Annotated in this window: 15 protein-coding genes; 11 read left to right on the top strand and 4 right to left on the bottom strand. The window is 69.0% G+C overall.

Annotated elements, in window-relative coordinates:
* Nucleotides 1-65 precede the first annotated feature (65 nt).
* The gene (locus tag ABT115_RS19555; protein WP_502969127.1) at nucleotides 66-260 is read right to left on the bottom strand and encodes a DUF397 domain-containing protein; all 195 of its coding nucleotides are present in this window, start codon (nucleotides 258-260) and stop codon (nucleotides 66-68) included.
* 12 nt (nucleotides 261-272) lie between these two features.
* Nucleotides 273-1,124 (bottom strand): helix-turn-helix domain-containing protein, encoded by an 852-nt coding sequence (locus tag ABT115_RS19550; protein ID WP_351791160.1) that lies wholly within the window; start codon nucleotides 1,122-1,124, stop codon nucleotides 273-275.
* Nucleotides 1,125-1,401: 277 nt separating this feature from the next.
* Between ABT115_RS19550 and ABT115_RS19545 the strand changes: the two genes are divergently transcribed.
* On the top strand, nucleotides 1,402-1,860 hold the full coding sequence (locus ABT115_RS19545; protein WP_351791157.1) for an ATP-binding protein: 459 nt from the start codon (nucleotides 1,402-1,404) through the stop codon (nucleotides 1,858-1,860).
* Between the two features lie 29 nt (nucleotides 1,861-1,889).
* On the opposite strand, the gene ABT115_RS19540 is transcribed toward ABT115_RS19545, so the two are convergent.
* Both ABT115_RS19540 and ABT115_RS19535 read right to left on the bottom strand, forming a co-directional pair.
* A complete protein-coding gene (locus ABT115_RS19540) occupies nucleotides 1,890-2,756 on the bottom strand; it encodes an alpha/beta fold hydrolase (protein ID WP_351791155.1) in 867 nt (288 codons plus the stop codon).
* A gap of 95 nt (nucleotides 2,757-2,851) precedes the next feature.
* The gene (locus ABT115_RS19535; protein ID WP_351791152.1) at nucleotides 2,852-3,187 is read right to left on the bottom strand and encodes a DUF427 domain-containing protein; all 336 of its coding nucleotides are present in this window, start codon (nucleotides 3,185-3,187) and stop codon (nucleotides 2,852-2,854) included.
* 137 nt (nucleotides 3,188-3,324) lie between these two features.
* Here ABT115_RS19535 and ABT115_RS19530 point away from each other — a divergent pair, with 137 nt between their 5' ends.
* From ABT115_RS19530 to ABT115_RS19485, 10 genes are all read left to right on the top strand, one after another.
* Nucleotides 3,325-3,864, top strand: a complete 540-nt coding sequence (locus ABT115_RS19530) for an LOG family protein (RefSeq protein WP_351791149.1) — start codon at nucleotides 3,325-3,327, stop codon at nucleotides 3,862-3,864.
* A gap of 29 nt (nucleotides 3,865-3,893) precedes the next feature.
* Nucleotides 3,894-4,583 (top strand): SDR family oxidoreductase, encoded by a 690-nt coding sequence (locus ABT115_RS19525; RefSeq protein ID WP_351791146.1) that lies wholly within the window; start codon nucleotides 3,894-3,896, stop codon nucleotides 4,581-4,583.
* A 61-nt stretch (nucleotides 4,584-4,644) separates the two neighbouring features.
* The gene (locus ABT115_RS19520) at nucleotides 4,645-5,670 is read left to right on the top strand and encodes a methionine synthase (protein ID WP_351791143.1); all 1,026 of its coding nucleotides are present in this window, start codon (nucleotides 4,645-4,647) and stop codon (nucleotides 5,668-5,670) included.
* A gap of 65 nt (nucleotides 5,671-5,735) precedes the next feature.
* Nucleotides 5,736-7,928 carry an NAD-dependent DNA ligase LigA gene (gene ligA / locus ABT115_RS19515; RefSeq protein ID WP_351791140.1) on the top strand — a complete coding sequence of 731 codons (2,193 nt, stop codon included), beginning with the start codon at nucleotides 5,736-5,738 and terminating at the stop codon, nucleotides 7,926-7,928.
* A 256-nt stretch (nucleotides 7,929-8,184) separates the two neighbouring features.
* Entirely contained in the window at nucleotides 8,185-10,344 is a 2,160-nt protein-coding gene (locus ABT115_RS19510) for a putative bifunctional diguanylate cyclase/phosphodiesterase (protein ID WP_351791137.1), read from the top strand.
* Between the two features lie 249 nt (nucleotides 10,345-10,593).
* Nucleotides 10,594-10,890 carry an Asp-tRNA(Asn)/Glu-tRNA(Gln) amidotransferase subunit GatC gene (gatC, locus tag ABT115_RS19505; protein WP_015036350.1) on the top strand — a complete coding sequence of 99 codons (297 nt, stop codon included), beginning with the start codon at nucleotides 10,594-10,596 and terminating at the stop codon, nucleotides 10,888-10,890.
* A gap of 5 nt (nucleotides 10,891-10,895) precedes the next feature.
* Complete coding sequence (gatA, locus tag ABT115_RS19500) at nucleotides 10,896-12,398, top strand: Asp-tRNA(Asn)/Glu-tRNA(Gln) amidotransferase subunit GatA (RefSeq protein WP_351791134.1); 1,503 nt, start codon at nucleotides 10,896-10,898, stop codon at nucleotides 12,396-12,398.
* Entirely contained in the window at nucleotides 12,395-12,634 is a 240-nt protein-coding gene (locus ABT115_RS19495; RefSeq protein ID WP_351791131.1) for a hypothetical protein, read from the top strand. The genes gatA and ABT115_RS19495 overlap by 4 nt, the downstream gene beginning before the upstream one ends.
* A gap of 15 nt (nucleotides 12,635-12,649) precedes the next feature.
* Complete coding sequence (gene gatB, locus ABT115_RS19490) at nucleotides 12,650-14,158, top strand: Asp-tRNA(Asn)/Glu-tRNA(Gln) amidotransferase subunit GatB (protein ID WP_351791128.1); 1,509 nt, start codon at nucleotides 12,650-12,652, stop codon at nucleotides 14,156-14,158.
* A gap of 180 nt (nucleotides 14,159-14,338) precedes the next feature.
* Nucleotides 14,339-16,465, top strand: coding sequence for a phosphocholine-specific phospholipase C (locus ABT115_RS19485; protein WP_351791125.1), 2,127 nt, complete (start codon nucleotides 14,339-14,341; stop codon nucleotides 16,463-16,465).
* Nucleotides 16,466-16,507: the final 42 nt, after the last annotated feature.

Below are 16,507 nucleotides of genomic sequence, written 5' to 3'. Positions count from 1 at the left end.
TCAGGATTATCGACGCTTACCAATCCAACCTTCGATTCAGGCGGATCGACAAACTCTGGCTTCGGTCAGCCGAGTTCGCACTTGTCGGCCTTCAAGCCGAGCACAAGGGCGCGTAGCGCTGACCGGTTCGTCGATATGACAACGGCCGGGCTTTCGCTCTCGCGGAGGGCGATGCGGTCCGCCTCCACCGCCGCGATCTCGACGCAATTGTTGCCCGAGGCCTCTGAGAACGAGGACTTGAGCCAGTTCAGTTCGGGCAAGGCCAACACCTCTTACAGGTCATTTGCAATGGTCAGGATGGCGTCCTGCGACTGCGTCGGATTCAACGCCACCTGTTCGACCGCGTCCAGCCGTCTACGGAAGTTGGTCAGTTGTGTCGGTGAGTCGAAGTAGACAGCGCCGATGGGGGAGTCCACCTGCACTGTGTCCAGGTGGGGGCTGTGGGCTGCTGCGTACAACACCGAGTCCCCCGCCATGGGGAATCCGCCGATCGAGAACGGGATCACGAGAAGCGTCACGTTGTTGCGCTCGCTCTCTTCCAACAAGCGTCTCAGCTGCGTCTTGGCCGCGTGGCGCCCACCCACTTGCATCCGTAGCGCTGATTCGTGGATGAGCCCCTTGTACGGGATGGCGGGTTTGGTCGTGAGTACCTGGTGGCGGGCCAGGCGCTGGGCGATACGTAGCTCGATCTCCAAGCGGGGAAGCGCCGGGATGAAGAGATCGAAGAGAGCCCGCGCGTGGTCTTCGGTTTGGAACATGCCAGGGAGATGCGCTGTCTGGAGCGTCCGCAGACTCGATGCGTGGTGTTCGAGTTCGGATACTTCGAGGAAGTCCGGCGGGATCTTGCCCCGGTACTCGTCCCACCAGCCCGCCTTCCGGCCACCCGTCATCGTGGCAAGAGCATCGACCAGCGCGGGATCGTCGCATTCGTAGATGCTGGCAAGCCGGCGAAGGCGCTCCTCGCTGATGCCGAAGCGACCGGCTTCCACATTCGAAATGGTTGTGCGATCGGTACCCAACAGCTCTGCAGCCTTCGGGGCGGACATGCCTGTTGCTTCGCGCAGCCGCCGAAGCTCTGTACCGAAGCGGCGTTGACGAACTGTTGGTGCCTGCCGTGGTGCCATGTGTCCTCTCCTCGGTCGCGCTCATTGTGTCGATGCCGGATGTACTCGTCCATCTATCTCGAAATTTCAACCCGTTGAAGTGAAAGTGGTCTCACGGGTTGGAAGCATATGGTTACTCTATGTCTCGTACCGCTCACGTTGCCGTCACAACGGAAGCGCACCGATCCGCCCCGCCCGCCCGGGAAGGCGGTCGCGGATCGGCATTGCCACCGCTCGACAGCAACCGCCCGTGGCGCATTCACACTTGTCACTGCTCGCACGCACCCAGGAGGTGCCCGTGAGGACTGAACCCATCCCCGGCGCTTGCCCCCACCCGGTTCCTATCGCGTTCACCGAACCGTGGAGCTACGAACTCAGCTTCCCATGTGACCCGCGCAGCCCCCGTATCGCACGCACCACTCTCAGAGCCGTTCTAGGCGCACACGAACTGACCGAACTCAGCTACCGTGCCGAGCTGTTGACATCCGAGCTGACCACCAACTCCGTACGGCACACCAAGGGGCCCGCCGCCGTGCGGCTCCAGTGGCGGCACCCCGTGCTCCGGGTCAGTGTGTGGGACATGAGCCCGGATCTTCCCAAGCCGTATGCGCCGCCTGAGCACCCCGACGCCGAAGCCGGGCGAGGCATGGCCATTCTCGAACTCGTCGCCGACCGCTGGGGAGGGTGTGCCATAGGGGAGGGGGCGTACGGGCCGGGTGGCAAGACCGTTTGGTTCGAGCTCGCGCTCGGCGTCTGAGTCCAGGGAGACGGCGCAGCCCCGCACAGCTACGTTCGACTCCCTGTGCGGGCGTGACCGTGCGGGGAGGATCGGGGAGGGGGAAGGCTTCGGGCCCAGGAGGCCTGGCTCGCGTACACGTCCCTGCCGAAGAACTCCGCCAGGACGGGAGCCACTGCCTGGGGCGCCAGTTCGCGTGTCTGGCCTGTCAGGGTGCGGTGGCGGGCGCGCGGGAGTGTGTCAGCGAGGGTGCGGGTCGCCAGCCGGGCCCGGGTGGGGCTGGAGCCGCCGCAGACCACCAGTGTGCGCGCCGTGACGGACGCGAACCGCTCGGCCGGGATCGAGCCGTCGCCGAGCAGGGCGTCGTCGTACGCCAGTGTGTGAGCCAGCGACACCAGGCCGCTCCACATCGGCGCACGTCGCATTCGGGTGATCATGTCGTTCGGCACGCCGGTCACGGACAGGAACAGCTCCACGGCCCCGCCGCGGTCCCCGGCGGACAGCAGTCGGTGCAGCCGGGCCGTGCAGCAGGCCTTGAACTGCGCCCCCGAGGCCCCGGGGGTGTAGGTCGGTTCGTACACCGCCAGCAGGTCGACGGGAAGCCCGGCGGCCTGGGCCTCCAGGGCCAGCGCCCCGCCGGCCCCTACGCCGAACACCGAGGCCCGGCCGCCCACCGCGGTGACGAGCGCGCCCAGGTCCTCGATCTCGCGGTCCACCGCGTACGGCCCGCGCTCGCCACTGGAGCCGCGGCCGCGCCTGTCGTACGTGACGACCTCGAAGTGCGGCGCGAGGAGGCGCGCCAGAGGGGCCTCGGTCGCCGCCGTGCTCAGTGCCCCGCCGACCAGGATGACCGGCGGTCCTTCGCCGCGGCGCCGGTACGCGATCGCGGTGCCGTCGCGGGAGAGAGTCTTGTCCATGTAGAAGTTGACTGCGATGGTGCGAAAAAGTTATCGCCACATTCGTGAATCTTTTGAGGTTCTTCAAATCGGCAGGTATCAGCGGTGCTTGACGATCAGTCGGAGACGGTTTCGGTGTCGTAGAAGCAGAAGTGGCCTTTGATCGCGGCGACTTCGGGCTTGGGGTCCGGATATGCCCAGACGAGATCGGCCGCGTCCGGCAGCGACCAGTAGGAGGCATCGCCCTTGAACGGGCAGCGGGTATGGGTGTCCGAAGCCGTCAGCAATTCCGTGCGTACGTCCTCGGGCGGCAGGTAGTAGCGGACCGGGCAGCCCGTCTCGCGCAGGACGAGCGGGCGCCGGCTCTCGGCGAGCACCTGCCCGTCGCGCACCACACGTACATGCTCGGTGCCGGGGTCGACGGTGATGATGTGTCCTCGTGTGGAAGTCATGTCTGGTTCAGCTGTTTCACGGGCTGATTTCTTCCCCCCTTCTTCCCCCCTTCTTCCCGTTTCTTCCCCTTTCTGCCCGGTGCCGACCGGTTTCCCCGGCCCCCGGGGTGTCAGTGGTGCCCTTTACGGTTTGCTGCATGAATATCTGCGTCTTCCTCTCCGCTGCCGACCTCGACGACCGCTACACCCAGCCCGCCCGCGAATTCGCCGAACTGCTCGGCAGGGGCGGACACACACTGGTCTGGGGAGGGTCGGAGAGCGGCCTGATGAAGGTCGTCGCCGACGGCGTGCAGGAATCGGGCGGACGGCTGGTCGGGGTGTCGGTCGATTTCCTGGCCGCCAAGGCGCGAACCAACGCGGACGAGATGGTGATCGCGCGCGATCTCGCCGAGCGCAAGGCGCTGCTCCTGGAGAAGGCGGACGCGATCGTGATCATGGTGGGCGGCACCGGGACGCTCGACGAGGCGACCGAGATCCTGGAGCTGAAGAAGCACGGCAAGCACGACAAGCCGGTGGTCCTGCTCAACACGGCGGGCTTCTACGACGGGCTGCGCCAGCAGTTCCAGCGCATGGAGGACGAGGGCTTCCTGCCCATCCCGCTGAGCGATCTGGTGTTCTTCGCCAAGGACGGCGTGGGCGCCCTGGCGTACCTGGAGGAGTGGTCCGGCCTGCGGTGACGCGGCGGCGGGGGTGCGATCATGGGGGCATGTCCACTCATGTCATCACCGGGGCCGGCTCCGGCATCGGCGCAGCTGTTACCCGTCGTTTTTTGGAGCGCGGCGACGAGACAGTGCTGCTGGCCCGTGACGCGGGCCGTGCGAAGGAGCTGGCCGAGCTCCACCCCGGCGCTCGTACGCTCGTCGGTGACCTCTCCAACCCGGACCGGCTCTCCTGGGCGTTCGCCCAGCAGGCGATGCCGGAACGGGTCGACTCGCTGCTGCACATCGCGGGCGTCGTCGAGCTCGGCAAGGTCGGTGATCTCACGCCCAAGGCATGGCACTTCCAGCTCAACGCCAACCTGGTCGCGCCTGCCGAGCTGACCCGGCTCCTCCTGCCGCAACTGCGCGTCGCCCAGGGCCATGTGCTCTTCGTGAACTCGGGCGCCGGTCTCGCCGCGCACGCCGAGTGGAGCGCGTACGCCGCGAGCAAGCACGGCCTGAAGGCGCTTGCCGACTCGCTGCGCCACGAGGAGCACGCGAACGGCGTCCGGGTGACGTCCGTCTATCCGGGGCGCACCGCCAGCCCCATGCAGGCCAAGGTTCACCGGCAGGAGGGCAAGGAGTACGAGCCTTCCCGCTGGATCGACCCGGAGTCGGTGGCCACCACGATCCTGATGGCCCTCGATCTCCCGCGTGATGCCGAGGTCAACGACCTCACGGTGCGTCCCGGGCGCTGAGCGTCCCCGGCCCCTGACCGCCGCCGGTCGGACCGGCCGGGCACGGCCTTAGGCTTCCCGTGTGAGTGAGAAGAGCAAGTTCAGGGGTTGCCCGGCCACCGGAATCGGTTCCATGCCAGGGGGAGACGCACGGGAGGCGGCGAAGACCGTCACCGGGTCCTTCGGGGACGGCGAGGGCCTGCCGTATCTGGCGGAACTGCCGGCCCGCGGGCCGGGCGCGGACATGATCGGGCGGACCATCGGGCTGCTCGTCGACCTGTACGGCCATGTCGAGCCCAGCGGCTGGCGGATCAGCGACCGGCCCGGACGGGATACCCGCCGGGCCAGGTCATGGCTCGGCGAGGACCTCGACGCGCTGGAGGAGTTCACTCAGGGGTACGAAGGACCGCTCAAGGTCCAGGCCGTCGGGCCCTGGACGCTGGCCGCCGCACTGGAACGGCGGGGCGGCGAGGCCGCGCTCGGCGACCTGGGGGCCTGCCGCGACCTGGCTGGCTCGCTGGCGGAGGGGCTGCGCGCACACTTGGCGGAGGTACGGCGCAGGGTGCCCGGCGCCGAAGTGATCCTCCAGCTCGACGAACCGTCGCTGACCGGCGTATTGCGCGGGCAGATCAGGACGGCCAGCGGTTACCGCACCTACCGGGCCGTGGACCGCCAGATCGTCGAGGGGACTTTGCGCGAGGTGCTGGCGGCGGGTGGGCACGGGGCGACGGTCGTTCACACCTGTGCGCCCGACGTACCGTTCGCGTTGCTGCGCCGGGCCGGGGCCGACGGTATCTCGTTCGATTTCTCGTTGCTCACCGAGCGTGAGGAGGAAGCGATCGGGGAAGCGGTCGAGGGCGGCACGCAGCTCTTCCTCGGGGTGGTGCCGGGCGCCGACCCGGCCTCGGGTGGATTGTCCGACCCGGGCGGTAGCGTCATGGGTGTCAGGACGCTGTGGCGCAGGCTGGGGCTGAATCCGGGGACTCTGACCGAGTCCGTGGTGATCACTCCGTCGTGCGGGCTCGCGGGTGCCTCGCCCGCGTATGCGCGCGCCGCGCTCGCCCACTGCGCCCGGGCCGCGAGATCGCTCGCAGACAACCCTGAGTAACGACCTCGGGGGAATATTTTCCCCCGAGGTCGTAACGGGGCAATGGGTAACGGGAGGACGAGACGATGGCCGGCGAACAGCAGATGGCAGTGCCCGCACAGGCTCAGGAGCAGCATGCACTCCTTGCCGAGCAGATCGAGGAGCACCGCTTCCGGTACTACGTGAACGATCAGCCGGTCGTCAGCGACGCCGAGTTCGACCGGCTGATGCGGGCGCTGGAGGCCCTGGAGGATACGTATCCCCAGCTGCGCACGCCGGATTCGCCGACGCAGAAGGTCGCAGGGCCCTACCAGACGGAATTCACCTCCGTCGAGCACCGCGAGCGGATGCTCTCGCTGGACAACGCCTTCGATGATGTGAAGTTGGCGGCCTGGGGTGAGCGGATCGCCAAGGACGTCGGCACCGCTGACCACCACTTCCTGTGCGAGCTGAAGGTCGACGGTCTCGCGGTCAACCTCACCTACGAGCACGGGCGGCTGACCCGGGCCGCGACCCGCGGCGACGGCCGCACCGGCGAGGACATCACCCCCAACGTCCGTACGATCGCCGAGATCCCTCACCGGCTGAAGGGCGACCGGGTTCCGGCGCTCGTCGAGATCCGCGGCGAGGTCTTCTTCCCGATGGAAGCCTTCGAGGAGCTCAACGCCCGGCTCGTCGAGGCCGACGACAAGCCATTCGCCAACCCGCGTAACGCGGCGGCGGGTTCACTGCGCCAGAAGGACCCGAAGGTCACCGCCACCCGCCCGCTGCACATGGTGGTGCACGGCATCGGCGCCCGGGAGGGCTTCGACATCGACTGCCTCTCGCACGCCTACGAGCTGCTGCACGAATGGGGTCTGCCCACCGCCCGGCACAACAAGGTGGTGGGCTCCCTCGACGAGGTAAGGGAGTTCATCGCGTACTTCGGCGAGAACCGGCATTCCGTGGAGCACGAGATCGACGGCGTCGTCGTCAAGCTCGACGAGATCCCGCTCCAGGGCCGGCTCGGCTCCACCTCGCGCGCCCCGCGCTGGGCGATCGCCTGGAAGTACCCGCCGGAGGAGGCCAACACCAAGCTGGTGAACATCCGGGTCGGCGTCGGACGCACCGGCCGGGTCACCCCGTACGCCCAGGTCGAGCCGGTCGAGGTGGCGGGCTCCGAGGTCGAGTTCGCCACCCTGCACAACCAGAACGTGGTGAAGGCGAAGGGCGTACTCATCGGGGACACAGTGGTGCTTCGCAAGGCGGGCGATGTGATCCCGGAGATCCTCGGCCCGGTCGTCGATCTACGGGACGGCACCGAGCAGGCGTTCGTGATGCCGTCGCACTGCCCCGAATGCGGTACGGAGCTGCGGCCCATGAAGGAGGCCGACATCGACGTCCGCTGCCCCAACGCGCGTTCGTGTCCGGCGCAGTTGCGCGAGCGCCTCGCCTATCTCGCGGGCCGCAAGTGCCTCGACATCGACCACTTCGGCTATGTCGCGGCCGCGGCCCTGACCAGGCCGCTGGAGCCCGCCGAGCCGCCGCTGCGTGACGAGGGCGATCTCTTCGGGCTGACCGTCGAGCAACTGCTGCCGATCCGGGCCTATGTCCTGGACCAGGACAGCGGACTGCCCAAGCGCGATCCGAAGACCGGCGAGGAGAAGACCGCCTGGGTCTTCGCCAACCAGCAGGGCGAGCCGAAGAAGAACGCCCTCGCCATGCTCGAGGCCATTGCCGCGGCCAAGGGCGCCCCGCTGGCCCGGATCCTCACGGGTCTCTCCATCCGCCATGTGGGCCCGGTCGCGGCCGGGGAGCTGGCCCGTCAGTTCCGCTCCATCGACCGGATCGACGAGGCGACCGAGCAGGAGCTCGCCGATACCGACGGGGTCGGTCCCATCATCGCCGCCTCGGTGAAGCAGTGGTTCGCCGAGGACTGGCACCGGGAGATCCTGCGCAAGTGGCGGGCGGCCGGGGTCCGGATGGCGGACGAGGGAGCGGCGGAGAAGGCCGGGCCACGTCCACTCGAAGGACTCACCGTCGTCGTCACCGGCACGCTGGCCGGGCACACCAGGGATGGCGCGAAGGAGGCGCTCCAGAGCAGGGGGGCGAAGGTCACGGGTTCCGTCTCGAAGAAGACCTCCTTCGTGGTCGTCGGCGACAACCCCGGTTCGAAGTACGACAAGGCGATGCAGTTGAAGGTGCCCGTGCTGGACGAGGACGGCTTCGCCGTACTGCTCGAACAGGGTCCGGATGCCGCGCGCGAGGCTGCCGTACGCGTCGGAGAACCGGCGGAATAGGACAGCTCGCCGTCCGAGAACCAACGGGCGCTTGTCGTCGGGGGCCGGGTTCACCCGATCGGCCCATACCAGATACTGACGGGCAGTCGGTCCGCATTCGGGCAAGAGCTGCAGAGCGCTGCCCGTAGAAGCTTCTGCGGCCTACTGTTGAGATGTGCACCTGCCGTGCCCGGCCACGGGATGGGAAATCGGGTCGTGGCGGCGTGGAGTTGAACCATCGGGCGACATCGGCACCGCCGGCTGTGAGAGGGACGGAATGAAACCGACCGAGAGCGCCGCACCGGTGTCGCGGCTGCAAGGTTTCGTCGGCCTCACGCCCCAAGTGGGTGCCGTCATCGTGGCGATCGCCGTTGTCCAGCTCGCGACCGGTTTCTACCGGACCGTGAGCGAGGGACACGCACTCTTCCCGGACGGCAGCGCCGGCTGGTCCCTCGCCGTCCTGACCGGAATCGTCGTCGGCCATCTGGTCGCACTCGGACGCGACCGCTGGTGGGGCGGCACTGGTTCCGGTGCCGCCCTCACCCTTGCCGTGCTGCTCCTCTACGGCTGGGTGCCCGCCGGTCTGGTCAGCCTGGTCGTCGTCGTCCTCGTCCAAGTGGCCCGCAGAGACCGCTGGTGGCAAGGGCTGCTGCACGGTGCGGTGGACATCCTGGGGATAGGCGCGGCAGCCCTGGTGCTCGCCGCGTTCGGTGAGGTGCCGAGCGTCGAGTCGCCCTGGCAACCACTCGACTGGGGCATCGTCGCCGTGCCGGAAGTCCTCCTGGCCGCCTCCGCCTATCTTCTGGTGACCCGGGGCCTGCTGTGGTGCGCACGGGCGCCCCACGGCGGCGGGCTGCGGACCATCGCCCGCACCGCCCTGCTGCGCCAGGGCCTCGTCGCGGTCGCCCTGCTCGGCATCGCACCGCTGATCTGCGTCGTCGCGATGGCCATGCCCGTACTCCTGCCGCTCTTCGCGGTCCCGCTGATCGCCCTGGACTCCACCCTCCGGATCGCCCGCGCCAGGGCCGAGGAGCAGCTGCGTGACCCGCTGACCGGACTGCCCAACCGGCAGTGTCTGCTGAAACGCACCTGGACCGCCCTGGAGGACGCCGAGTCCGTGGGCACCAGATCCGCTCTCGTCCTGATCGACCTCGACCGTTTCCGTGCGGTCAACGACACCCTCGGTCATCTGGCGGGAGACCGGCTGCTCCTGCAGATAGCGGAACGTCTCAGACTCGCGCTCCCGCGAGGAGCGGAGGCCGCGCGGCTCGGTGGTGACGAATTCGCCGTGCTCCTGCCGGCCGCGGGCTCCGCCACCAGTGCCCAGCAGGTCGCTCGCCATCTGGTTGCCGAGCTGTCCTCCCCGCTGGACCTGGACGGTCTGACCCTGGTGCTGGAGGCGAGTGCCGGGGTCGCCGTCTACCCGGACCACGCACTGGACGCCGAAGGGCTGCTCAGGCGCGCGGACGTGGCGATGTACCAGGCCAAGCGCGACCGTACGGGCGTCGAGGTGTACGAGTCGAAGCGGGACAGCAACACCCCGGACCGGCTCGGGCTCCTGGGCGATCTGCGGCGTGCGCTGGACGCCGGCGAGGTGGAACTCCACTACCAGCCGAAGGTCCGCTTCGACGGCAAGGTGGCGGGCCTCGAAGCGCTGGTGCGCTGGGTGCATCCGGAGCGCGGGCGGGTCCCTCCGGACGAGTTCATCGCCATCGCCGAGTCGTCCGGCCTGATGCCGCACCTCACGGAGTACGTCCTGGAGACGGCGCTGGCCCAGGTCGCCCGGTGGCGGGCGCAAGGGCTGTTCGTCCCGGTCGCGGTCAATGTCTCCCCGCGGGACGTCCACACCCCCGGATTCGCGGGCGGCGTCGCGGCCCGGCTCGCCCGGCACAGCGTCCCGGCCAGCGCGCTGCAGCTGGAAATAACGGAACATGTGCTGCTGGAGGACCCGCAGCGCGCCGCCCACACCCTTGCCGGACTCGCCGGACACGGTGTGAAGATGTCCCTCGACGACTTCGGTACGGGGTACTCCTCGCTGGTCCATCTGCGCCGACTGCCGGTCAGCGAGCTGAAGATCGACCGGTCGTTCGTGGCCCGTCTGGCAGTCGACAACGAGGACGCGGAGATCGTCCGCTGCACGATCGACCTGGCCCACTCGCTCGGTCTGCTGGTCGTCGCGGAAGGGGTCGAGGACGACGAGACCTGGGAGCGGCTGCGGGACCTGCGGTGCGATGCGGTGCAGGGGTGGCTGGTCGCCGCCGCGATGCCGCCGCAGGAGATGACGGCCTGGCTGCGGGCGAGGGGTGAGCACGGGTGGCGGCGGCCGGCGGAGCTGGCGGCTGCGGCGGCGGCCGCGGCGGCGGCAGCCGGTGCGAAGCCCGAGCTGGAGCAGCGGCCGTCCGGGCGGGCGGTCGAGTCGCGGCCCGCGACGACGTGAATGCGGGGGAGTGCGGCGTGTGCGCACCAGGGGCGTCCGGTGGCCGCTCCGCCTTCGGTCGCCGGACGGGCCCGAGACGCCCGGCGGGCCCGAGACGCCGGACGGGCCCGAGACGCCCGGCGGGCCCGAGACGCCGGACCGGCTTGAATCCGGCGTCTGACCAGGGCGTTCACCCAGGTGGCGGGAGCGGCCGCGGACGACACCATAGGATTGGGCCAAAACCACACACCAACCCCTGAGGATCGCTGCATGCCTGGCATCACGCGCGAGGAGGTCGCCCACCTCGCCCGGCTGGCGCGTCTGGAGCTGAAGGGCGAAGAGCTCGATCACTTCGCCGGTCAGCTCGACGACATCATCGGCGCGGTCGCCCGCGTCTCCGAGGTCGCCGACCAAGACGTACCGCCGACCTCCCACCCGCTGCCGCTGACCAACGTCATGCGCGCGGACGAGGTCCGTCCGTCGCTCACCCCCGAGCAGGCGCTCTCCGGCGCCCCGGCCCAGGAGCAGCAGCGTTTCAAGGTGCCGCAGATCCTGGGGGAGGACTAACAGCCATGACGGACTACAGCACCATCATCAAGCTCACCGCGGCCGAGATCGCCACGAAGATCGCGTCCGGTGAGCTCACGGCCGTCGAGGTCACCGAGGCCCACCTGGCCCGGATCGACGCGGTCGACGAGAAGGTCCATGCCTTCCTGTACATCGACCGCGAGGGCGCGCTCGCGCAGGCCCGTGCCATCGACGCCAAGAAGGCGGCCGGCGAGAAGCTCGGCCCGCTGGCCGGTGTCCCGCTCGCGCTGAAGGACATCTTCACCACCGAGGGCGTGCCGACCACCGTCGGCTCCAAGATCCTCGAAGGCTGGATCCCGCCGTACGACGCGACCCTCACCAAGAAGCTGAAGGCCGCCGGCGTCGTCATCCTCGGCAAGACCAACATGGACGAGTTCGCCATGGGGTCCTCCACCGAGAACAGCGCCTACGGCCCGACCGGCAACCCGTGGGACCTCACCCGTATTCCGGGCGGCTCCGGCGGCGGCTCCTCGGCCGCGCTTGCGTCGTACCAGGCCCCGCTCGCCATCGGCACGGACACCGGCGGTTCCATCCGCCAGCCCGCGGCCGTCACCGGCACCGTCGGTGTCAAGCCCACCTACGGCGGCGTCTCCCGCTACGGCATGGTGGCGTTCTCCAGCTCCCTGGACCAGGGCGGGCCCTGCGCCCGTACCGTCCTGGACGCGGCCCTGCTGCACGAAGTGATCGCCGGGCACGACCCGCTCGACTCGACGTCCGTCGACGCCCCGGTCCCGCCGGTCGTCGAGGCCGCGCGCAACGGCAGTGTCGACGGCATGCGCGTCGGTGTCGTCAAGCAGTTCGCCGGTGAGGGCTACCAGGCCGGTGTCGTCCAGCGCTTCAACGAGTCGGTCGAGCTGCTGAAGTCGCTCGGTGCCACGATCGTCGAGCTGGACTGTCCGTCGTTCGACCTGGCCCTGTCGGCGTACTACCTGATCGCGCCGTCCGAGTGCTCCTCCAACCTGGCCCGCTTCGACGCCATGCGTTACGGCCTGCGGGTCGGCGACGACGGCACGAGGTCCGCCGAGGACGTCACCGCACTCACCCGCGAGGCCGGCTTCGGCGACGAGGTCAAGCGCCGCGTCATGCTCGGTACGTACGCCCTCAGCTCCGGCTACTACGACGCGTACTACGGATCCGCGCAGAAGGTCCGCACCCTCATCACCCGGGACTTCGAGAAGGCCTTCGAGCAGGTCGACGTCATCGTCTCCCCGACGACGCCCACCACCGCCTTCCCGATCGGCGAGCGCGCCGACGACCCGATGGCGATGTACCTCGCGGACCTGTGCACCATTCCGACCAACCTCGCCGGCAACTCCGCCATGTCGCTGCCCTGCGGCCTGGCCCCGGAGGACGGCCTGCCGGTCGGACTGCAGATCATCGCCCCCGCCATGAAGGACGACCGGCTGTACAAGGTCGGAGCCGCCGTCGAGGCCGCCTTCGTGGAAAGGTGGGGCCACCCGCTGCTGGAGGAGGCTCCGTCGCTGTGAACGCACTGACCAAGGCCAAGGGCTTCAAGAAGTCCAAGACCGGTACGTACCTGTCCATCGGCACCACCGCCTTCGGGGCGTTCGGCGTCATCAAGCAGGCCAGGAAGGCCCGCTCCGAGCACGACACGCTCCGACTGGTCGACGCCGTCGTCTCCGCCGCCGCCATCGCCACTGGAGTCGCCCTGCTGCTGCGCGAACTCAAGCGCATCGGCGATGACGACGTACTGCTGGGTTGAGAGGGAAGTTTCACCGTGACTGTCACCGACCTGGTGTCGTACGAGGACGCGCTCGCGTCCTACGACCCCGTCATGGGCCTGGAGGTCCATGTCGAGCTCGGCACCAAGACCAAGATGTTCTGCGGCTGCTCGACCGAGCTCAAGCAGGACGCCAACTCCCAGACCTGCCCGGTCTGTCTCGGCCTGCCCGGCGCACTGCCGGTCGTCAACGAGATCGGCGTCGAGTCCGCCGTCAAGATCGGCCTCGCGCTGAACTGCGAGATCGCCGAGTGGTGCCGCTTCGCCCGGAAGAACTACTTCTATCCGGACATGCCGAAGAACTTCCAGACCTCCCAGTACGACGAGCCGATCGCCTACAACGGCTATCTGGACGTCCAGCTGGAGGACGGGGAGATCTTCCGGGTGCACATCGAGCGCGCCCACATGGAGGAGGACACCGGCAAGTCGACCCACGTCGGCGGCGCCACCGGCCGTATCCAGGGCGCGTCCCACTCCCTGCTCGACTACAACCGCGCGGGCATCCCGCTCATCGAGATCGTCACCAAGCCGATCGAGGGTGCGGGCGCACGCGCTCCCGAGGTCGCCAAGGCGTACGTCGCCGAGCTCCGCGAGCTCATCAAGGCGCTCGGTGTGTCGGAGGCCCGGATGGAGATGGGCCAGATGCGCTGCGACGTCAACCTGTCGCTGCGCCCCAACGGCACCGAGACGTTCGGTACGCGCTCCGAGACGAAGAACGTGAACTCGCTGCGTTCCGTCGAGCGCGCCGCCCGCTTCGAGATCCAGCGCCACGCCGCGGTGCTCAGCTCGGGCGGCACGGTCGTGCAGGAGACCCGGCACTTCCACGAGGAGGACGGCTCGACCACGGCCGGCCGCATCAAGGACAACGCCGAGGACTACCGCTACTTCCCCGAGCCCGACCTGGTTCCGGTCGCCCCGGCCCGCGAGTGGGTCGAGGAGCTCCGGGGCGGCCTCCCCGAGCTGCCGCGGGTGCGTCGCAACCGGCTGAAGGAGGAGTGGGGCGTCTCCGAGCACGACATGCAGTCCATCCTCAACGCCGGTGCGGTCGACCTGATCGTCGCCACGACCGACGCGGGCGCCCCCTCGGACCAGGCCCGCAAGTGGTGGATGGGCGAGCTGGCCCGTAACGCCAACGAGACCGGCCGCGGCCTCGACGAGCTGCCGATCACCCCGGCGCAGGTCGCCAGGGTGGCCGAGCTCGTCACCTCGGGCGACCTCAACGACAAGCTGGCACGCCAGGTCATCGAGGGTGTCCTCGCGGGCGAGGGCGACCCGGACACCGTCGTCGAGAAGCGCGGCCTGAAGGTCGTCTCCGACGAGGGCGCGCTGGGCACGGCCGTGGACGAGGCCATCGCCGCCAACGCGGCCATCGCGGACAAGATTCGCGGCGGCAAGGTCGCGGCGGCGGGCGCGCTCGTCGGCGCGGTCATGAAGGCCACCCGCGGCCAGGCGGACGCGGCCCGCGTGCGCGAGCTGATCCTGGAGAAGCTCGGCGTCGAGGGCTGATCCCGAAGAGGCCGGCCGTCCAGTGAGTGGGCGGTTCCCGTATGTCCCTGAAGGGGCGGTGCACCCGTGAGCCGGGTGCACCGCCCCTTCACGTTTACCACCGAGCCGTACGCAGTCCTTCCCGACGCCACCTGGCTTGATTAGTTTCCCGGGCAGAACGACAGGACTCGGGAGGCTCACTTGACCACGCACATTTCACGGCGACGGCTCTTCGCGCTCGGTGGCGGTGCACTCGGTGTCGCAGCGGCGGGGTCGCTGCTTCCGCCGTCGCTGCAGGCCGCGATGGCCGCGCAGCCGGCGGACTCTGCGGGGTCCGGCGGCGGTGACGGGCTCGGAGCCATCAAGCACGTGGTGATCCTGATGCAGGAGAACCGTTCCTTCGACCATTACTTCGGGACGCTCCGGGGAGTACGCGGCTTCGGCGACCGCAACGCCGTCGAACTGCCCTCCGGCAAACCGGTCTTCGAGCAGCCTGACCCGCTGGGCACCTCCGTGCTGCCGTTCCCGGTGCGGGACGCCGCCGAGGCGCAGAAGAAGGACCTTCAGTACATCGGCGCGCTCGACCACTCCTGGAGTGGCGGCGGCAAGGCATGGGCCGGGGGGTGGATGAACGGCTGGGTGACCGCGAAGACGGCCGCCACCATGGCGTACTACGACCGCCGCGACATCCCGCTGCACTACGAACTGGCCGACACGTTCACGGTCTGCGACGCCTACCACTCCTCCATCCACACCTCGACCAGCCCCAACCGCAACCACCTGTGGAGCGGGAAGACGGGCTACGAGGCCAACGGCAAGCGGGCCGTCGGGAACGACGCGTACGACGAGGGCACGCACCCCGGGTACGACTGGGGCACGTACGCGGAGCGGCTGGAGAAGGCCGGGCGCAGCTGGCGTACGTACACCGAGTGGGAGAACTTCACCGACAACCAGATCGAGTTCTTCGCCACCTTCAAGGCGATCGCCCGCAAGGCGCTGGCGAAGACCGGCGGCCATACGTACATGGAGTCGTTCTACTCGGCGGTGCGGGACGCGGACGCCACGGAGCGGGAGCGGCTGTTCAGTCTGCTGGAAGAGGGTGTCGCCACCCTGGACAAGACCGAACGCAGCCTCTTCGAGCGTGCGCTGCGCCGGGTGGAGACCGGAACGCTGGCCGATGAGTTCGCCAAGGACGTGGCGGCGGGCACGCTACCGGAGGTCTCCTATCTGGTGCCGTCGGCCGTCGACTCCGAGCACCCGAGCGTCTCCTCGCCGATCCACAGCGCGACGATCGTCTACAAGGTCCTGGACGCGCTGGGCAAGCACCCCGATGTGTGGCAGCACACCGCCGTCCTCATCAACTACGACGAGAATGACGGTTTCTTCGACCATGTGCCGCCGCCGGTCGCGCCGCCCGAGGTGGCCGAAGAGCGGTGGGAGGACAAGCCCACCGGTCTCGGGATGCGGGTGCCACTCCTCGTGGTGTCGCCATGGACCGTGGGTGGCTACGTCTGCTCCGAGGTCTTCGACCACACCTCCGTGATCCGCTTCCTGGAGCGCTGGACCGGCGTGGAGGAGCCGAACATCAGCGACTGGCGGCGCACCGTCACCGGCGATCTGACCTCGGCCTTCGACTTCAAGCACGCGCGGCGCCGGCCCGAGGTGGAACAGCCGGGCGCCATCCCGCCGTTCAGCGGACGCTGGGCGCCGAAGCCGCCGCTCGTGCAGCACATGCCCGTACAGGAGCCCGGGGCGCGCCCGGCGCGTGCGCTGCCGTACCAGCCGGATGCCCAGGCGAAGCTGGTGGACGGGGCGGTGCAGGTGGCCCTCAGCAACACAGGGCGCTCGTCCGCGCATTTCGCGCTGTATCCGTACGCGGGGGAGTTTCCGATACCGCAGCACCGGGATGTAAAGGGCACCGCGCAGTGGACGGTACCCCTTACCGGTGCGGCGTACCGGTTCACGGTGACGGGGCCGAACGGCTTCCGGCGCGAGTTCGCCGGGCCTGCGAAGGAAGGCGTTTCAGCCGGGGCCGAGGTTGCCTCGCGGATAGACGCGCATGAGCGGGACCTGCATCTCACCCTGCGCAATACGGGGCGCACGACGCTCACCTTCACCGTGCGGCCGCTGGGGTACGTCGACGAGGCCGACCTGCGGGACTGGACCAGGACCGTCAAGGTCAAGCCGGGACGCAGCCGTACGGTCGTGCACTCGGCGGCCGACGCACACGGCTGGTACGACCTGGCCGTCACCGTCGACGGGGACGATGCCTTCCGGCGTCGGCTGATGGGGCACATCGAGAACGGCCGGGCGAGCGTCTCCGGCTGACGTGATGAGGCGGCCCGCGGGCCGTGATGATTCCTGCTGCCG

The sequence above is a fragment of the Streptomyces sp. NPDC001832 genome (assembly GCF_040297265.1).
Taxonomy (GTDB): Bacteria; Actinomycetota; Actinomycetes; order Streptomycetales; family Streptomycetaceae; genus Streptomyces.
Note: the sequence above shows the minus strand (reverse complement) of the source record. Positions and strands in the feature narration are given on the sequence as shown.

What these genes read in the sequence shown, in the direction of transcription:
- ABT115_RS19550 (WP_351791160.1), bottom strand. Translation starts at nt 1,124, where the DNA reads ATGGCACCACGGCAGGCACCAACAGTTCGTCAACGCCGCTTCGGTACA.
- ABT115_RS19540 (WP_351791155.1), bottom strand. Translation starts at nt 2,756, where the DNA reads ATGGACAAGACTCTCTCCCGCGACGGCACCGCGATCGCGTACCGGCGC.
- ABT115_RS19535 (WP_351791152.1), bottom strand. Translation starts at nt 3,187, where the DNA reads ATGACTTCCACACGAGGACACATCATCACCGTCGACCCCGGCACCGAG.
- ABT115_RS19530 (WP_351791149.1), top strand. Translation starts at nt 3,325, where the DNA reads ATGAATATCTGCGTCTTCCTCTCCGCTGCCGACCTCGACGACCGCTAC.
- ABT115_RS19525 (WP_351791146.1), top strand. Translation starts at nt 3,894, where the DNA reads ATGTCCACTCATGTCATCACCGGGGCCGGCTCCGGCATCGGCGCAGCT.
- ligA (WP_351791140.1), top strand. Translation starts at nt 5,736, where the DNA reads ATGGCCGGCGAACAGCAGATGGCAGTGCCCGCACAGGCTCAGGAGCAG.
- ABT115_RS19510 (WP_351791137.1), top strand. Translation starts at nt 8,185, where the DNA reads ATGAAACCGACCGAGAGCGCCGCACCGGTGTCGCGGCTGCAAGGTTTC.
- gatC (WP_015036350.1), top strand. Translation starts at nt 10,594, where the DNA reads ATGCCTGGCATCACGCGCGAGGAGGTCGCCCACCTCGCCCGGCTGGCG.
- gatA (WP_351791134.1), top strand. Translation starts at nt 10,896, where the DNA reads ATGACGGACTACAGCACCATCATCAAGCTCACCGCGGCCGAGATCGCC.